The 15,768-nt window shown below is 63.0% G+C and carries 15 protein-coding genes and 1 tRNA gene; 10 read left to right on the top strand and 6 right to left on the bottom strand.

Annotated features, from left to right (window positions below; genetic code table 11):
• Positions 1–6: 6 nt before the first annotated feature.
• From ACQ4W0_RS22560 to gabD, 5 genes are all read left to right on the top strand, one after another.
• On the top strand, positions 7–903 hold the full coding sequence (locus tag ACQ4W0_RS22560) for an SMP-30/gluconolactonase/LRE family protein (RefSeq protein ID WP_436578787.1): 897 nt from the start codon (positions 7–9) through the stop codon (positions 901–903).
• 13 nt (positions 904–916) lie between these two features.
• Entirely contained in the window at positions 917–1,570 is a 654-nt protein-coding gene (locus ACQ4W0_RS22555; RefSeq protein WP_436578786.1) for a bifunctional 2-keto-4-hydroxyglutarate aldolase/2-keto-3-deoxy-6-phosphogluconate aldolase, read from the top strand.
• A 64-nt stretch (positions 1,571–1,634) separates the two neighbouring features.
• Positions 1,635–2,057 carry a CoA-binding protein gene (locus ACQ4W0_RS22550; RefSeq protein WP_436578785.1) on the top strand — a complete coding sequence of 141 codons (423 nt, stop codon included), beginning with the start codon at positions 1,635–1,637 and terminating at the stop codon, positions 2,055–2,057.
• Positions 2,054–2,896, top strand: a complete 843-nt coding sequence (locus ACQ4W0_RS22545) for a PPK2 family polyphosphate kinase (RefSeq protein WP_436578784.1) — start codon at positions 2,054–2,056, stop codon at positions 2,894–2,896. Before ACQ4W0_RS22550 ends, ACQ4W0_RS22545 begins: the two co-directional genes overlap by 4 nt.
• A gap of 92 nt (positions 2,897–2,988) precedes the next feature.
• Entirely contained in the window at positions 2,989–4,443 is a 1,455-nt protein-coding gene (gene gabD / locus ACQ4W0_RS22540; protein ID WP_436578783.1) for an NADP-dependent succinate-semialdehyde dehydrogenase, read from the top strand.
• A gap of 6 nt (positions 4,444–4,449) precedes the next feature.
• Here the strand turns inward: gabD and ACQ4W0_RS22535 are convergent, their stop codons facing one another.
• Entirely contained in the window at positions 4,450–5,577 is a 1,128-nt protein-coding gene (locus tag ACQ4W0_RS22535) for an extracellular catalytic domain type 2 short-chain-length polyhydroxyalkanoate depolymerase (protein WP_436578782.1), read from the bottom strand.
• A 182-nt stretch (positions 5,578–5,759) separates the two neighbouring features.
• Here ACQ4W0_RS22535 and ACQ4W0_RS22530 point away from each other — a divergent pair, with 182 nt between their 5' ends.
• Together ACQ4W0_RS22530 and ACQ4W0_RS22525 are read left to right on the top strand one after the other, a co-directional pair.
• Entirely contained in the window at positions 5,760–6,353 is a 594-nt protein-coding gene (locus ACQ4W0_RS22530; RefSeq protein WP_436578781.1) for a glutathione peroxidase, read from the top strand.
• A 115-nt stretch (positions 6,354–6,468) separates the two neighbouring features.
• Entirely contained in the window at positions 6,469–6,828 is a 360-nt protein-coding gene (locus tag ACQ4W0_RS22525; RefSeq protein WP_436578780.1) for a DUF1428 domain-containing protein, read from the top strand.
• Here the strand turns inward: ACQ4W0_RS22525 and pabB are convergent.
• The 3 genes from pabB to ACQ4W0_RS22510 form a co-directional block, all read right to left on the bottom strand.
• Positions 6,825–8,654, bottom strand: a complete 1,830-nt coding sequence (gene pabB / locus ACQ4W0_RS22520; protein ID WP_436578779.1) for an aminodeoxychorismate synthase component I — start codon at positions 8,652–8,654, stop codon at positions 6,825–6,827. The two genes, ACQ4W0_RS22525 and pabB, sit on opposite strands and share 4 nt — an antisense overlap.
• Before the next feature lie 21 nt (positions 8,655–8,675).
• On the bottom strand, positions 8,676–9,251 hold the full coding sequence (slmA, locus tag ACQ4W0_RS22515) for a nucleoid occlusion factor SlmA (protein ID WP_353659357.1): 576 nt from the start codon (positions 9,249–9,251) through the stop codon (positions 8,676–8,678).
• 102 nt (positions 9,252–9,353) lie between these two features.
• The gene (locus tag ACQ4W0_RS22510; RefSeq protein ID WP_436553990.1) at positions 9,354–10,088 is read right to left on the bottom strand and encodes a pyrimidine 5'-nucleotidase; all 735 of its coding nucleotides are present in this window, start codon (positions 10,086–10,088) and stop codon (positions 9,354–9,356) included.
• Positions 10,089–10,178: 90 nt separating this feature from the next.
• Here ACQ4W0_RS22510 and ACQ4W0_RS22505 point away from each other — a divergent pair, with 90 nt between their 5' ends.
• On the top strand, positions 10,179–11,048 hold the full coding sequence (locus ACQ4W0_RS22505; protein ID WP_436578778.1) for a TraB/GumN family protein: 870 nt from the start codon (positions 10,179–10,181) through the stop codon (positions 11,046–11,048).
• A gap of 143 nt (positions 11,049–11,191) precedes the next feature.
• Here ACQ4W0_RS22505 and ACQ4W0_RS22500 read toward each other — a convergent pair.
• Together ACQ4W0_RS22500 and argB are read right to left on the bottom strand one after the other, a co-directional pair.
• Positions 11,192–11,266 (bottom strand) — tRNA-Thr (locus ACQ4W0_RS22500).
• Positions 11,267–11,306: 40 nt separating this feature from the next.
• A complete protein-coding gene (gene argB / locus ACQ4W0_RS22495) occupies positions 11,307–12,200 on the bottom strand; it encodes an acetylglutamate kinase (RefSeq protein WP_010393729.1) in 894 nt (297 codons plus the stop codon).
• Positions 12,201–12,431: 231 nt separating this feature from the next.
• Here argB and ACQ4W0_RS22490 point away from each other — a divergent pair, with 231 nt between their 5' ends.
• Both ACQ4W0_RS22490 and ACQ4W0_RS22485 read left to right on the top strand, forming a co-directional pair.
• Complete coding sequence (locus ACQ4W0_RS22490) at positions 12,432–12,635, top strand: cysteine-rich CWC family protein (protein WP_436578777.1); 204 nt, start codon at positions 12,432–12,434, stop codon at positions 12,633–12,635.
• A gap of 93 nt (positions 12,636–12,728) precedes the next feature.
• Entirely contained in the window at positions 12,729–15,767 is a 3,039-nt protein-coding gene (locus ACQ4W0_RS22485) for a response regulator (RefSeq protein WP_436578776.1), read from the top strand.
• The last annotated feature ends 1 nt before the right edge of the window (position 15,768 follow it).

Below are 15,768 nucleotides of genomic sequence, written 5' to 3'. Positions count from 1 at the left end.
GGAAAAATGATGGGGACACGGGCCCAATTACTGGTCGATGCGCAGAACTTCCTGGGCGAGGGCGTACGCTGGTGCGAACGCAGCGGGCGCGTTTTCTGGACGAATATCGAAGGCTGCCAGCTGCATGCGCTGGTGTTGGCCACGGGCGAACGCCAGAGCTGGAGCATGCCCGAGCGCCTGGCGTGTTTCGCGCTGACGGATAGTGACGAGGTGCTGCTGCTGGGACTGGCCTCGCGCCTGGCGTGGTTTGACGCGCGCAGCGGGGCCATCACGCCACTGCACACGGTGGAGGGGGACTTGCCCATGACGCGCCTGAACGATGGCCGCTGCGACCGCCAGGGGCGCTTTATTTTCGGTACGCTGGACGAACGCCCCTGCCGCGATGCGATTGCCAGCTTCTATCGCCTCAACCTGGACTTGACGCTGGAACGTTTGCCGCTGCCGGCGGTCGCCATCTCGAACAGTATCTGCTTCAACGTCGATGGCACGGCCATGTATTTCTGCGATTCGATGAAAAAGGCGATCTACCGCTGGGACGATTACCTGGGGGGCGACGCCAGCCGGGTGCGCGTCTTTGCCGTGCTCGAACCGGGGCCGGGCGCCGCCGATGGCGCCACCATCGACGCGCACGACCACCTGTGGAGCGCGCAATGGGGGGCGGGCAGGGTCTTGCGCTTCGCGCCGGACGGCAGCGTCGAGCGCGCGATCACCTTGCCCGTGTCGCAGCCCAGTTGCGTGAGCCTGGGGGGGCCGCACTACGACGAATTGTTCGTCACCACCGCTCAGGAGAGTTTGACGTCGGCGCAGCTGGCGAGCGAACCGTTGGCCGGGGGATTGTTTCATGCGCGCCAGCCTGGCTTGCGCGGCTTGCCGGAAGTGCGCTTTGGCGCCCTGCCGGCCTGACAGGAGAGAGCAGATGCAAAAGCACATGGTTTTTGAGGGCATCCTCACACGGGGCATGGTGGGCATTGTGCGCGCCGGCTCGGCGCAGGCGGCCGTGCAGATCGCCGAGGCGTGCATCGCCGGCGGCATCACGGCGCTGGAAGTGGCGTTCACCACGCCCGACACCCTGGGCGTGCTGCGCACTCTGCGCGAACGTCATGGTCATGACGTGCTGCTGGGGGCGGGCACGGTGCTCGATACCGAGACGGCGCGCGCCGCCATCCTGGCAGGCGCCCAGTTCATCATCTCGCCCGGCGTGAACGTGGAAACCATCGCGCTGTGCCAGCGCTACCAGGTGCTGGCCATGCCGGGCGCGATGACGCCGACGGAAATCGTCACGGCCCTGCAGGCGGGCGCCGACATCGTCAAGGTCTTCCCCGCCGAGATGTTCGGCCCCGCCTACATCAGGGCCCTGCGCGCGCCGTTGCCGCAAGTGCCGTTGATGCCGACGGGCGGCGTCACGGTGGAAAACCTGCATGAATGGTTCGCCAGCGGCGCCGTGGCCGTGGGCATCGGCAGCAGCCTGAGTGGACCGGGCGCCACGGGCGACTATGCAGCCGTGACGGCGCGCGCGCAGGCTTTCGTGGCGAAGATGGCGGCCGTGCGTGCGGCTAAGTCTTCTGGCTAGCTCCCGATAGGGCGGGAATCTGCTACGCTAGGCGGGCAATGTCGCACGCCTCATAGACCCGAATATGTCCAACATCGCCCGCATCCTGCAAGACAGCCGCATTATCGCCATCGTCGGCATGTCCGACAAGCCGGAACGCGCCAGCCACGAAGTGGCTGCATACCTGCTGCAGCATGGCTACCGCGTGCTGCCCGTCAATCCGGCCCTCGCTGGCAAAGAAGTGCTGGGCCAGCGCGCCTATGCCACCCTGCGCGAAGCGGCGGCATTTGTCGCGCCGGCGCGCATCGACATCGTCGATTGCTTCCGCAAAGCCGAGGATATTTTGCCCATCGCCGAGGAAGCCATTGCCGTCAAGGCGGGCTGTTTGTGGCTGCAGCTCGATATCATCAACGAGGCGGCGGCACAACTGGCGCGGGCGGCCGGGCTGGAGGTGGTGATGGACCACTGCACGAAAATCGAGCACCGCAAGCTGGCGGTGGCAGCATGAAGGCGCGTACGCAATTCCGTGCCGGCCACGGCTTCGACCTGAACGAGGATTTCGCCGGCAAGCGCCTGCTGGGCGCCGCCACCAAGGCGGCGAACAAGAAGCTGACGGCGGCCCAGTGCAAGGCCATTGATCGCGAGGAAACCGTGGCGCTGACGGCGCAGATTGCCGAGTGTCAGAGCATGCTGTATGCGCAGCACAAGAAAAAGGTGCTGCTGGTGTTGCAGGGCATGGATACCTCGGGCAAGGATGGTACCGTCAAGGCGATCTTCAGCAATATCAATCCGATGGGCATCCGCGCCGTGGCGTTCAAGGGCCCTACCGATATCGAACTGGCGCACGACTACCTGTGGCGCGTGCACCAGCATGTGCCCGTGAAGGGCGAGATCGCCATCTTCAACCGCAGCCACTACGAAGATGTGCTGATCACGCGCGTGCAGGACATGATCGACAAGGCCGAATGCCAGCGCCGCTACGCGCAGATCCGCGATTTCGAGCGCATGCTGAGCGAAACGGGCACCGTCATCCTGAAAATTTTCCTGCATATCTCCAAGGACGAGCAACGCGGACGGCTGCAGGAGCGGCTCGATGATCCCGACCGCCAGTGGAAGTTCGATCCCAACGATATTGCCCAGCGCAAGAAGTGGGATGGCTACCAGCGCGCCTATGAAACGGCGATCCGCGAGACCGATGCCGATCACGCGCCGTGGTATGTGGTGCCATCGAACTCCAAGACCCAGCGCAACCTGGTGGTCGCCTCCCTGCTGCTGGAAACCCTGCAGGGCATGAAGCTGGAATACCCGGCGCCGGACCCGAAACTGTCGTCTTTCAAGGTCGAGTAGAGCTTGGGGCAGTTCAGCGCAGCGCCTGCGGAATCGGCCGCGCTGTGGCATAGTATCCCTCGTCGATAATTCAAACCAGACCGGAGATCCATATGCTGCAGTTGAAAGATCCTACCTTGTTGCGTCACCAGGCTTACGTGAATGGAGCCTGGGCTGATGCCGACGGTGGCCAGACGATTAATGTGAGCAATCCCGCCACCGGCGAGCATATTGGCACGGTGCCCCTGATGGGCGCCGCCGAGACGCGCCGCGCCATCGAGGCGGCCAATGCCGCCTGGCCCGCCTGGCGCAAGAAGACGGCCAAGGAGCGCGCGGCCGTGCTGCGCCGCTGGCATGACCTGATTCTGGAAAACGCCGACGACCTGGCACTGATCATGACCACCGAGCAGGGCAAGCCTTTGCCGGAAGCGAAGGGTGAGGTGCAGTTTGGCGCCTCGTTCATCGAGTGGTTTGCGGAAGAAGGCAAGCGCGTGGCGGGCGATACCCTGCAATCGCCGTGGCCGGACCGCCGCCTGGTCATCACCAAGGAGCCGATCGGCGTGTGCGCCGCCATCACGCCGTGGAATTTCCCCGCCGCCATGATCACGCGCAAAGTCGGCCCGGCCCTGGCCGCCGGCTGCCCGATGGTCTTGAAACCGGCCGAAGCAACACCGTTTTCCGCGCTGGCGCTGGCCGTGCTGGCCGAGCGCGCGGGCGTGCCCGCCGGCGTGTTCAGCATCGTCACGGGTGCGCCGAAAGACATCGGCGGCGAAATGACGTCAAACCCCATCGTGCGCAAGTTGACGTTTACGGGCTCGACCCAGGTGGGTCGTTTGCTGGCCGAGCAGTGCGCGCCAACGATCAAGAAGCTGTCGCTGGAATTGGGCGGCAATGCGCCGTTCATTGTCTTCGACGACGCCGACCTGGACGCGGCAGTGGAAGGCGCCATCGCCTCGAAATACCGCAATGCGGGCCAAACCTGCGTCTGCGCCAACCGCCTGTACGTGCAGGACAGCGTATATGACGCCTTCGCCCAGAAGCTGGTGGCCGCCGTGGCCAAGCTGAAGGTGGGCAATGGCATCGAGGCGGGCGTCACGCAAGGCCCGCTGATCGACGCCAAGGCCGTCGCCAAGGTGGAAGAGCACGTGGCCGATGCCTTGGCCAAGGGCGGCCGGCTGCTGGCCGGCGGCAAGCGCCATGCGCTGGGCAACGGCTTCTTCGAGCCGACCATCATCGCCGACGTGACGAACGACATGCGCGTGGCCACGGAAGAAACCTTCGGCCCGCTGGCGCCGCTGTTCCGCTTCAAGACCGACGATGAAGTCATCGCCCTGGCCAACAACACGGAATTCGGCCTGGCCGCCTACTTCTATTCGCGCGACATCGGCCGCATCTGGCGCGTGGCTGAAGGCCTGGAAACGGGCATGGTTGGCGTCAACACGGGCCTGATCTCGAACGAGATCGCCCCCTTCGGTGGCGTCAAGCAATCGGGCCTGGGCCGTGAAGGGTCGACCTACGGTATCGAAGACTATCTCGTCATTAAGTACATCTGCATGGGCGGGATCTAGGGCAGCCTAGCGTGAGCCGCGGCGTGCGGCAAGGCGGTCTAGCATGCCCTTGACCGCTTCCATCTGCGTGCCGCTCTTGCGGTAAAAATCCGGGTCGATCGGATTGATGCTGGTGTAGCCCCAGAAATCCCAGCAGCCTTTCGGGTTGTACGGGTAGACGGGGCTCGGTTCGGCCTGCGGATACAGCACGATGATCTTGTTGGCGTCCGCCACCTGGTTGTAGCCGGTGGTGGTGTAGAAGCGGTTGCCGATGGCTTGCGTCGTTTGCAGGCAGCCGTGAAAGACCACGTGCACGCGGCAGCTCTCGCTGTCGCAGGCTTTCGGGATGTAGGCGTAGCCCGTATTGTTCATGCTGGAGTACGCGCTCTGGATGAAGCTGCGCTGGTTGAATGCGATCAGCTTGCCCGTCAGGGTGGTCGACGAGGGTTGCAGGTCCGGGTACAGGTGCTGCAGGATGTCGCGCGCCTGCACGAAGTCGCAATCATTGATGAACGGCGATTCCGTCACGGCGCAGGGCTTGTCCTGATTGTTGTCTGTGATGATGGCATGGCCCGCGCCGACCGTATCAACGAAGCGGATCTGCGCTGCCGGCGTGCCCGCCAGTTGATAGAATTTTTCCACCTGCTCCACCACCGGCTGCGTCACGGTCTGGTCTTTCGTTCCGCTGAACAGATATACGCGCTGGCGTTTCAGGTTGGCCGTGTCGTCGATGAGACGGGCGCGCGCAAAATCGTTCGCCGCGCGCAGCAATTCGCTGGCCACGGGCGGCGCCACCTGCGCGCTGCCCGGATTCATGCAGGTGGTCAGGGCATTCGTCAAATAGGGAATGTAGGGGAAGCGGCCCGGCTGGCCCGAGCAGAAATACGGGCCGCCGGCGATGATGCCTGCGCCGGAGACAGTGGCCGAGTAGGCGACGGCAAATTGCGCCGCCATGAAGCCGCCCGAGGACAGGCCCGATACGGTGGTCTGGCTCAGGTCGGCCTGGTAGGCGGGCAGGGCGGGGGCGTCCCTGCCCGCGGCGGTGGCTTTGACAGCCTTGGCGGCCGTGGCGGCGTGCGCGCCGCCAGGCGCCAGGACGAGCAGGCTGGCGGCCAGCAGGGCGGTGGGTAATGCGGTCAGGTGCAGGAAGGACATGGCGACTCCACAGGGCTAGAAAAAGGACAGGAAGGCCGAGCATAGGTAAAAAAACTGTGTGTTGGGCAAGTACTGCACCATCGTTGATATCGCTCAAGCCATCGCTGTTGTTGTGGCCCTCATACGCGCACGCGGCGTTTGGCATAGAATGGTTTTTTTCCTTTTCGACCATGGTGCCCTTCATGTCCAAGACCCTTGCCCAGCTGTTTGTGCTGACCACCCTTGCCGCCAGCGTTGGCATGAGCGTTCCAGCCCATGCTGCCGAAACCGCCACCGCTGCTGCCGCGCCAGCTGCCTGCCCCGCCATCCTCAAGCAAACCTTCAATCGCCTGCAGGATGAAACGCCGCAAAACCTGTGCCAATACGCGGGCAAGGTGGTGCTGGTGGTGAATACGGCCAGCTATTGTGGTTTTACCAATCAATATGAAGGACTCGAGGCGCTGTACGCGAAATACGGCAGCAAGGGCCTGGTGGTGCTGGGTTTCCCGTCGAACGATTTCGGCAAGCAGGAGCCCGGCAACAGCAAGGAAATCGCCGATTTCTGCTACAACACCTATGGCGTGAAGTTCCCCATGTTTTCGAAGTCCGTCGTTTCCGGTCCCACGCCGAATCCGCTGTACGTGGACTTGATCAAGCAGACGGGCAAGACGCCGGCCTGGAATTTTCATAAATACCTGATCGACCGCCACGGTAAAGTGGTGGAAAGCTTCCCCAGCAAGGTGACGCCGGACGACAAGAAACTGGTTGGCGCGGTGGAAAAAGCGCTGGCGATGTAAGTTGCCGATACACAAGCAGGCCAGCGTGCCTGCTTTTTTTTAATGCCGCGCTTGTCGTCTTGCCATCGTTGTCCTAAGCTGGTTGTTCGCGTTTGTCTTCATAAAGGAGAGCATCATGGCGTATGTCGATGGATTTGTGGTTCCCGTGCCGAAGGCCAAGCTCGATGCCTATCTGGCCATGTCGCGCGCCTGCGGCGCCGTCTGGCGCGAATATGGCGCGCAGGAATTTCGCGAATGCGTGGGTGACGATGTCAAGCCGGGCAAGCTGACCTCGTTCCCGCAGGCCGTGGACTTGCAGGATGGCGAAGTGGTGGTGTTTTCCTGGATCGTGTTCGAATCGCGCGCCAAGCGTGATGAAATCAACGACAAGGTCATGAAAGACCCCCGCTTGGCCGAGATGATGGATCCGGCCAAGCTGCCGTTCGATGGCAAGCGGATGATCTATGGCGGTTATGAAATGCGTGTGGATCTTTAAATAAGTTCTGCCGGCAACGCGCCGCGCAGCGCATTGCACACGACAATCGCTTCGGCCCGCGCCAGCATGGCGCGGGTGATGATGGTTTCCTGCGCATTCCAGGCGGGATCGGCCAGCATGGCCGCGCGCTGCACGCCCGGCAGCAAGCCGCAGGACAAGGGGGGGGTGTGCCAGCGGCCGTCCAGTCGGACGAAGACATTGCTGCGCCCGCCTTCCGTCAGCTCACCCCGCTCGTTAAAGAACAGCATGTCGAAGCCGCCCTGGGCCTCGGCCGCGCGCCAGGCCGCGTCATAATGCGCGCGCACGCTGCTCTTGTGGCGCAGGAACAGGTCGTCGGCAATCGTGGCGTCCGGCGCCAGCAGGATGTCCACCGTCTCTGGCAAGGGCGTCAGGGCGCCGCTTTGCAGCGTGAACTGGCCATCCTGGCGTAGCGCCAGGCGCAGGCGGAAGGGCGCATCGTCGGGGCGTGCCGCGCAGGCCGTCTGCAGCGCGGCGCGGGCAGCGTCTGCATCCCAGGCAAACCCGAAGTAGGCGCTGGAGGCGCCCAAGCGCGCCAGGTGGCGCTCTTGCTGGCGGCAGCCGCTGGCGCGGCTGGCGTGCAGGGTCTCGAACAGTTCGAAGTCGTTGCTCAGCCCCGTCAGGAAACGGGCCTTGAGTTGGCACTCCGCAAATTCCTCTTGCGGATCGCTGTCGAGCACGATGCCGGCGCCCACGCCCATTTCGCCGCGCCGGATGCCGCCAGGGCCAGCCGGTTGCAGGGCAAGCGTGCGGATCGGCACGGACATGCAGAAATCACCCACCGCGTGGCCGGAAGATGGCGGATCGAACCAGCCGATGGCGCCCGTGTAGATGCCGCGCGGCGCCCCTTCCAGCTCGGCGATGATTTCCATGGTGCGCCGTTTGGGCGCGCCCGTGATCGAACCGCACGGATACAAGGCCTGGAAGATGTCGGCCAGGCTGGCGTCGCCGCGCAGGCGCGCTTGCACGGTGGAGGTCATTTGCAGCACGCTGCTGTAGCGCGTCACCTCGAACAGGGCCGGCACCTTGACGGACCCCGTGGCGGCGATGCGGCCGATGTCGTTGCGCAGCAGGTCGACGATCATCAGGTTTTCCGCGCGGTTCTTCGGATCGTTGGCCAGGGCGCTGGCGCGGCGCGCGTTGTCTGCCACTTGTTCGGCAGGGGCGGCGGGCGCCGTGCCTTTCATGGGACGTGCCGTCAACTCGCCTTGCGCATGGCGTACGAACAGCTCCGGCGACAGCGATAGCAGGGCGCCGCCATCGGGCAGCATCACCAGTGCGCCATACGGCACCGGCTGGCGTGTGCGCAGCCGCGCATACAGGGCCGGGGGCGAGCCAAAGGCGTCGAAGCGCAAACGATAGGTGTAGTTGACCTGGTAGGTGTCGCCGGCCACGATGTAGTCGTGGATGCGCTGCAGCGCGCGCGTGAATTCCGCTTGATCCACATTCGCGCGGATGCCGGCGATGCCTGCCGGCGTTGCCGTCGCCGGTGTCTGATCGGCCAGCCACTGCAGCACCTCTTCCTGCGAGAGCTGAGTACATTCTTCAAAGACGAGTACTTGCGCCAGCGGCGGCGCATCGATGCCGGCCGGGCGCGGCGGCATGGCCAGCAAGTGCGCCCCCAGCTCGTAGCTGCATACGCTGACGGCGTACTGGCCGCGTTTTAAGGCCGCTTGCAGCCCTTCGAGCAGGGCTGGCCACCCGTCACCCTCGGTGCACTGCAAGACCGCCGCCAGGCCCGTGTACAGGCGCGAACCGGCGCCTGGCGTGCTGGCGTCGTCGAGCAGGGCGAAACAGTCGGTATGCATGGGGACAGCTGCAGCGGTGACTTACCCCAGCAGCATGGCGATTTGCAGCGCCGCTTCCTGGGAGGGATTGATCTTGAAGCCGCTCTTGGCGTAGCGGTGCCAGCGCCCGATGACGAAGCTGACGATCAAGGTGGCGCGCGCCGCCACTTCGCTTTCCTTGCCATGGCCTTCGGCGGCGGCCACGCGCAAGGCCTGCTTGAGTGCCAGTTCCACGCGGTCGTAGAACTGGTTCATGCGCACTTGCAGGCGCTCGTCCTCATTGACCAGCGCATCGCCGATCAGCACGCGCGTCATGCCCGGATTGCTGATGGCGAAATTGAGCAGCATGCCGACGATGTCGCGCGTCTGCGTCATGCCGTCGCTGTGCTTTTCCGCAATCTGGTTGATCAGGCCGAAGACGCTAGCCTCGATGAACTCGATCAATCCTTCGAACATTTGCGCCTTGCTGGCGAAATGGCGGTACAGGGCCGCTTCCGAGACGGCCAGTCTGGCGGCCAGTGCGGCAGTGGTGATCTTTTCGCCTTTCGGCTGCTCCAGCATTGCCGCGAGGGCCTGAAGAATTTGTAGCCTGCGTTGGCCCGGCGGTGTGCTTGCCATATTTTCTCTTGTCGTTAAAAAAAATGCTGCCTTGATGGGGAGGTCCGTCACCGCCGCTAGCGGTGCGGCTTCCGGCGTCAACCGGAAGCCCAGGAGTCCCCTTCAGCGCAGACGGTGAAGGCGGCGTGCCAAATGCCGGACAGATTTTACTTTGACATCGACGTAAGCGGGGCGATTTAACGCTCTGGGCAGCTTTGCAACGCCGATCGGATCGGCCATTTTCAGGTATTGCGTGATCCAGGCCGTGCGCAGGCCCAGTTTTTTCGCACCCTTCAGGTTGGCGAGGGTGTCTTCCACCAGGATGCAGCGGCCAGGGCGGATCTGGTGCTTGCGCATCAGTTTGCGCAGCATCAGGGTCGATGGCTTGGGCCGCAGCTGGCGGTGCACATGCATTGCCTCAATGGCGATATGCTGCGCAAAGTGCTGGCGCAGGCCCAGGTGGCGCATCACGTCGCTCGAATAGCGCAGCGGCGCGTTGGTGAGTAAAATTTTACGGCCAGGCAGGCGTTTGAGTAAAGCCCCCAGTCCCCGCTCGGCGCGTATCATGGCGCGCAAATCGTCGAAGGTATGCGTCTCGTGCAAAAAATGCGCGGCCTGCACCTGATGGTGCTTGACCATGCCCAGCAAGGTGGCGCCGTAGCGGCGCCAGTAGGCCGCGCGCGCCGCATTGACGATTGCGTCGTCGGCCGGCGTCACACCGTCGCCCAGTACGCGGGCAATATACGTGTTCATATTGGCCGTGATGGTGGGGAAGATGGCGTGCGAGGCATTGTGCAGCGTGTTGTCGAGGTCAAACAGCCAGACCGGCGACGAGCGGTTAAGATGGGACACAGGCACAAGAGTCTTTGCTAGCGAGAGAAGATGAAAAATTCAACAATCAGGAAAACCATGCGACGCCAGATTATAGTGATTTTTTGCGGATTATTCTTGTTGCCGTTGCAGGCGGCCTTGGCCGAGGTACCTTCCGTGGCGCAAAACCGGGGCGCCCTGTTCAAGGTGCAGGACGCCGGCCACACCCTGTATTTGTTCGGCACCATCCACGTTGGCGCGCCCGATTTTTATCCGCTCGAGCCGACCGTGATGCAGGCATTGGAAGGCGCCGGGGCGCTGGCGCTGGAGATCGATCCCGGCGCCGATCCGCGCGCCGCCCTGGGCGCCGTGCTGAAATACGGCATGGAGGCGCCGGGCAGCACAGCGCCCGCAGACTGCCGCCGGACGCTGGCGCCGCGCCTGGCGCCGTTGTTGCAAAAATACGGCATTTCAGCTGAATCGGTGGCGCCGATGAAACCGTGGATGCTGGCCAGCATGCTGGCCATCGGCGAATTTTCCACGCTCGGTTACCGCTCCGACCTGGCGGTCGACAATTATCTGTCGCAGCAAGCCAAGGCGCGCAAGATCCCCGTGCTGGAACTCGAATCGATGGAAGGCCAGATGGCGCTGTTTGGCGCCATGACGCCCCTCGACCAGTGCCGCTTCCTGGAAGACGGCGTGGCATCGATCGAGGACCAGGAACAAAGCCAGGAAGCGCGCGAGATCGCCAACGCATGGCGCACGGCCGACGCGGCGGCCTTCGACAAGCTGGCCGCCAAGGCGGCGACAGACCCGTCGTTTGCCGCGCAGTTCGTGCAAAAAGTGTTGCTCGACGGCCGCAACCCGGCCCTGGCCGACGGCATCGCCAAACTCCTGTCGCGCGAAAAGCACAGCCTGGCCGCCATCGGCGTGCTGCATCTTGTCGGAACGAAAAGCGTGCCGGATTTGTTGCGTCAAAGGGGCTTGAAGGTCGAGCGGGTGTATTGAAACGCGGACTAGCTGCGGGCTACAGATAGCAGAGCAGATGGAAAATGTTCAGGGCAAGGCGTACTGACGAAGACAGTACGCTAGTACGGCGAGGAAGTACAACGCCGCCATGGACAGTTTTTCAGCTGCGGGGGAAAGGATACTGGTGCCCTTGACGTGGATCGAACACGTGGCCTCTCCCTTACCAAGGGAGTGCTCTACCACTGAGCTACAAGGGCATAAAAAATCGGCGCTGGGTGAATTGCGCCGAATTATTTTTTAGTGCGAACGGATCATAGTACCAAAAGCCTGCTCGGTCAACACTTCCAGCAATAATGAGTGTTCGATGCGGCCATCGATGATGTGCACCGTGTTCACGCCGGACTTGGCGGCGTCGAGCGCGGACGAGATCTTTGGCAGCATGCCGCCCGAGATCGTGCCATCGGCGAACATCTCGTCGATTTCACGCGCGGACAGGTCGGTCACCAGGTTGCCCTGCTTGTCCTGGACGCCGGCAATGTTGGTCATCATGATCAGCTTTTCCGCTTTCAGGATTTCCGCGATCTTGCCCGCCACCACGTCGGCGTTGATGTTGTAGGCCTGGCCATCCTGGCCGAAACCGATCGGCGAGATGATGGGAATGAAGGCATCGTCCTGCAGGGCCTTGACGACGGCCGGGTTGATCGCGTCGATCTCGCCCACAAAGCCGATGTCGAGGAATTCGCCCGGATGTTCGCGGTCCGGCATCTGCATCTTGCGCGCGCGGATCAAGCCGCCATCCTTGCCCGTCAGGCCCACAGCCTGGCCGCCGTAATGGTTGATCAGCATGACGATATCCTGCTGCACTTCGCCGCCCAGCACCCACTCCACCACTTCCATGGTTTCTTCATCGGTGATGCGCATGCCTTGCACGAAGGTGCCTTGCTTGCCGATTTTTTTCAGCGCGTTGTCGATTTGCGGTCCGCCGCCGTGCACCACGACGGGGTTCATGCCGACCAGCTTGAGCAGGATGACGTCGCGCGCGAAGCCGTGCTTCAGGCGTTCGTCCGTCATGGCATTGCCACCGTATTTGATGACGATGGTCTTGCCATGGAAATTGCGAATGTAGGGAAGGGCCTCGGCCAGAATCTGCGCCTTGATTTGCGGCGACACCGCCGTCAAGTCGTCATTCATGTCCAGGTTCAAGTTAGCTAGTTGATTCATGGCGAGTCCGGAAAATAGATTGGTGAGATTTTACAGGGAAGAAGAAAATCTTGGAGGCATTATAGGGCGATCTTGTTGTATTTTCCCTGATGATCCTATAGTCTGGTCCGATATGTCCTCCAGCCAGCCCTTTTACTGCCAGTTACATCTGCGTCGCACCCCGGTGCAGCATGACACACACTTGCCAATTCAGACACAGCCATGAGCCAGTGCACGCTTTGCGGCGCCACTTTCCAGTGTGGCCAGACTGACCCGCAGGCCAGCGGGCCATGCTGGTGCATGGCCGTGCCGCCCGCCGTGCCCGTGCCAGGCAGTCGCGCCATCGGCTGCTGGTGTCCGGCCTGCCTGCAAGCGCATATCGCCACCCTGACGCCCCCTGTAAAAGCCACCACGTCGGCCAATTAAGCGCTTCGGTATAAATTGCTTTGCAATAAACCTTGCATTCCGTAGGGGAATACGTTCAGACTTCGATTTTCAAGAATTTCTGATAGGAAAGTCATGCGCTTCAGGGATATCCGCATCGGCGTGCGCATCAATGCCGGTTATGCCATTTTGATCGTGCTGATGCTGGTCGTCATTGTCCTGGCGGGCAGCCGCATCTATGCCATCCGCGCCGAGACCGACGATATCCTGCAGCGCGACTGGGTCGCCGCCAAGGCCACCAGCAAGATCAATGGGCTGGCGCGCGAGGCGGCCACGCGCATTGGCAGCCTGCCGAACCAGCACGAGTTGGCACGGCGCCAGGCGAATCAGGCGCGCCTGGAAGCGATCAAGCAAGGCATCGACGAGCAGGTGCGCATCCTCGACGGTCTCGATGCGCGGCCGGAAGAACGGCGCCTGCTGGAACAGATGCACCTTGCACGCGCCGACTACTATGCTTCACTCAAGGCGATGTTCGAACTGGTCGAGCGCGGCGAGGATGCTGCCGCGGAGCAGGCCATGCAGACACAGACCTTGCCGGTGCTGGAAAAAGTGCTGCTGTATGTGGGCCAGCTCGATGACTTGCAGCAGCAATTGATACGCGACAGCGCGGCCAGGATACGCAACGACATCGATACGTCGCTGATCCTGATGGGCGGCATCGGGCTGGCGGCCCTGTTGATCGGCCTGGCCTTTGCCTGGTCGGCGCGTTCGATCACGCGTCCGCTGGGCGAGGCGGTGGCGATCGCCACGCGCGTGGCCAACGGCGACTTCAGTTCCGTCATCGAAGTGACGTCGCGCGACGAGACGGGCGAATTGCTGCAGGCGCTGAAAAACATGAGCACCAACCTGGCCGTCGAGCAGGATTTGCGCCATGCCGTCGAAGTGGCCGAAGATGCGACCAAGATGAAGTCGGACTTCCTGGCCAATATGTCGCACGAGATCCGCACGCCGATGAACGGCATCATCGGCATGACCCACCTGGCGCTGCAGACCGAGCTCACGTCGACTCAGCGCAACTACCTGGAAAAGGTGGAGTCGGCGTCGAAGAACCTGCTGGCCATCATCGACGACATCCTCGATTTCTCGAAGATCGAGGCGGGCAAGATGGCCTTTGAAAAAGTCGATTTCTTCCTCGAGGACGTGCTGGCGCAGATCGCCGACCTGTCCGTGATGCGCGCGCAGGACAAGGGGCTCGAACTGCTGTTCGACATTGCGCCCGACGTGCCGAACGCATTGCAGGGCGATCCGCTGCGCCTGGGCCAGGTGCTGATCAACCTGACCAACAACGCGATCAAGTTTACGGACAAGGGCGAGATCGTCGTCGGCATCCGCCTGCAGCAGCTCGAAGAACATGCGGCCGTCTTGCGCGTCGATGTGCGCGACACGGGCATCGGCCTGACGCCGCCCCAGCGCAGCAAATTGTTCCAGGCATTTACCCAGGCCGACACGTCGACCACGCGCCACCATGGCGGCACCGGCCTGGGGCTGACCATCAGCAAGCGCCTGGTGGAAATGATGGAAGGCGAGATTGACCTGGTCAGCGAAGCGGGTGTGGGCAGTACCTTTTTCTTTACGGCCCGCTTCGGCCTGGCCGCTGTGCCGCGCGACAGCCTGCCAGTACCGCCGCAGTTCCAGGGCCTGCGCGTGCTGGTGGTTGACGACAACCCCAGTGCGCGTGAAATTTTCGTCAGCATGCTGACGGCGCTGGGTTTCGAGGCGCGTGCCGTGTTTGGCGGCGTGCTGGCCATCGGCGCCGTGGCGCAGGCGCGTGCCGAGGGGCGCCCGTATGGCCTGGTGCTGATGGACTGGAAAATGCCGGGCATGAACGGTCTCGATACCCTGGCCGGCATCCGCGCCGATGCCGCCGGCATCGATGCGACGCCGGCCTGCATCATGGTCACCGCCTTCCATCGCGAAGCGCTGCTGGAGGCGGCGCGCCAGCGGGACTTGCCGCTCGACGGCGTATTGAACAAGCCGGTCAGCGCCTCGACCCTGCTCGACCAGATATCGTTCGTGTTTGGCGGCGTGACGGGGCAGAGCCGCAAGACGCAGCGCCAGAGCAGCTACCGCGACGATGAACGGGCCCTGCGCGGCGCCTGGCTATTGCTGGTGGAGGATAATGAAGTGAACCAGGAAGTGGCACAGCATATTCTCAACGATGCCGGCATCCGCGTCGACATCGCGAGCAATGGTGCCATCGCGCTGGCGAAGATCGAGGAAAACGCCTATGACGGCGTACTGATGGATTGCCAGATGCCGGTGATGGATGGCTACCAGGCTACCCGCAAGCTGCGCCAGGATCCGCGTTATTCGAACTTGCCCGTGATTGCCATGACGGCCAATGCCATGGTCGGCGACAAGGAAAAATGCCTGGATGCCGGCATGAACGATTTCATCGCCAAGCCGATCGACGTGGCGCAGCTGTTCGGTACCCTGGCGCGCTGGATCGCGCCGGCCACGCCGCAGGAAATGACGGCGGTGGTGGCGCAGCCGGAAGCGGAGCTGCCCGTGATCGCCGGCCTGAAAATGGCGGAGGCCATGCGCCGCGTAGGCGGCAATGCTACGTTGATGCGAAAATTGCTGGACCGTTTTGTGGAAACCCAGTTCGATGCCATGCAGCGCATCGTCGCCGCCATCGAGAACAACCAGCTCGAGACGGCAATTCGCGAAGCGCATACCCTGAAAGGCCTGGCCGGCAATATCGGCGCCGGCGGCCTGGCTGACAGCGCGGCGCGGGTCGAGCATTTGCTCATCCTGGGATCGCATGACGGCTTGCCGCAGGCGCTGGCTGCCTGCACCCTGGCGCTCGATGAACTGGTGCCGAAGATCGTGCTGGCCATGCAGTCGCGCAGCAATGTGGCCGAGCCGGGCAACGCCATGGTGGCACCGGTGGACCGGGCACACCTGGAGGCGGGCTTGCGCGAACTGTCGCAGTTGCTGCAGCAGGACGACGCGCAGGCCGTCAAGCATCTCGACGGCATCGGTCCGGTGCTGGTCGCGGCCGGGCAGGCGGAACATGCGCGCCAGTTGAAGCGTATGCTGGGACAATACGATTTCGAAGGTGCGCTGGCGCAGCTGGGCGAGGTGGCCGATGCGCTGGAGCTGACACTGTGAC

The sequence above is a fragment of the Janthinobacterium breve genome (assembly GCF_051380895.1).
Taxonomy (GTDB): domain Bacteria; phylum Pseudomonadota; class Gammaproteobacteria; order Burkholderiales; family Burkholderiaceae_D; genus Janthinobacterium.
Note: the sequence above shows the minus strand (reverse complement) of the source record. Positions and strands in the feature narration are given on the sequence as shown.